This window comes from Allobosea sp. P4_C6 (genome assembly GCF_056402015.1).
In genome coordinates this window covers 1-1,000 of record NZ_JBFUIF010000279.1, presented here as the reverse complement: position 1 = coordinate 1,000, position 1,000 = coordinate 1, and the positions used below count along the sequence as shown (strand labels likewise).

Sequence of the window (1,000 nt, the reverse complement as noted above, 5' to 3'; positions counted from 1 at the left end):
GGGCAATGATCCGGCCACCTGGGGCTCGGTTTGCCGGCCCATGCGGCCGCCATGGGCAAGACCCCTCACGCTGAAAAGCGGTGCTTAAATTCGCGTGCCTCTTAGTGTCCCCCCGCGCCGCTGACCGAACATACGGTAGCGTCCGTCGATGATCTCCTTCGGGAGGTCGCGATGTCGCGTCTACGCGGTTACGCCATGTCGAACCAGGTTGCGGCTGATGGGCCACAAAAAGGGGACAACGTTGCAGTCAGCCTGTCTCTCTCGCCCAGCAAAAATGGTGACGAGTACCGCCACGCTAGTGGTCCGCAACGGAGCGCAGCGAGCTTAACCGCCCCGGTCGCTTGAGCGGCGAGGTATGCGCACAGGGCGCCAACAAGCTATCTGGCGGCCCAGAAGCCCAGAACGACGCCTGCCGCCGCGGCCCAGCCCAGCGTCCGTAGGGGCCGGGCCCGAATTTCATCGAGGAGCAGCTGCTGAAGTTCACTCACGCGCTCGCCCGCGATATCGAACAACTCGTTATCGAATTCGTTTTCCGCGGCACCGGGCGTGACTGAAGTTTGCATCGAAAGCGGGTCGCTCGCCGGGAATGTACCCTCCAACGCATCGTGAAGTTCGGCGTCACGGCCCTTATTACGAGCAGCCTGACGTTGCGCACGTTGTTCGATCTTCAAGCTTGCGACTGCGGGGTTTTCGGCGGGCATGCTGCGGTCTTTCTTCGAGGGCTATCCCGATAACATCGGTAGATCGCACAAGTTCCAAACATGACAGCTATCGATTTCCTGGAACAGTGAGTGAACTCAGGCTTGTCATCCCTTCCGGTCTGCCGCGTCAGCCCACGGTCCAGCGCGGGAGGCCAATGCAAGGGCCTTTGCCTCTGGAACTGTCATGGCTGCACAATAGCTGCGGAGCCATCGTGGGGTCGCCTCTTCGTCATGAAGCCATCGAAGTACCCTTCTTTCAGGGACGCCGATCAGCCGACTCAATTCCAAGGACGTTAGTC

1 protein-coding gene is annotated in these 1,000 nt (G+C 60.6%); it reads right to left on the bottom strand.

Going from position 1 to position 1,000, the window contains the following annotated elements:
- Window positions 1–377: 377 nt before the first annotated feature.
- Complete coding sequence (locus AC1DVA_RS28650; protein WP_265055310.1) at window positions 378–701, bottom strand: hypothetical protein; 324 nt, start codon at window positions 699–701, stop codon at window positions 378–380.
- Between the last annotated feature and the right edge of the window lie 299 nt (window positions 702–1,000).

Coding starts and splice junctions, on each gene's coding strand:
- AC1DVA_RS28650 (WP_265055310.1), bottom strand. CDS start 701: ATGCCCGCCGAAAACCCCGCAGTCGCAAGCTTGAAGATCGAACAACGT.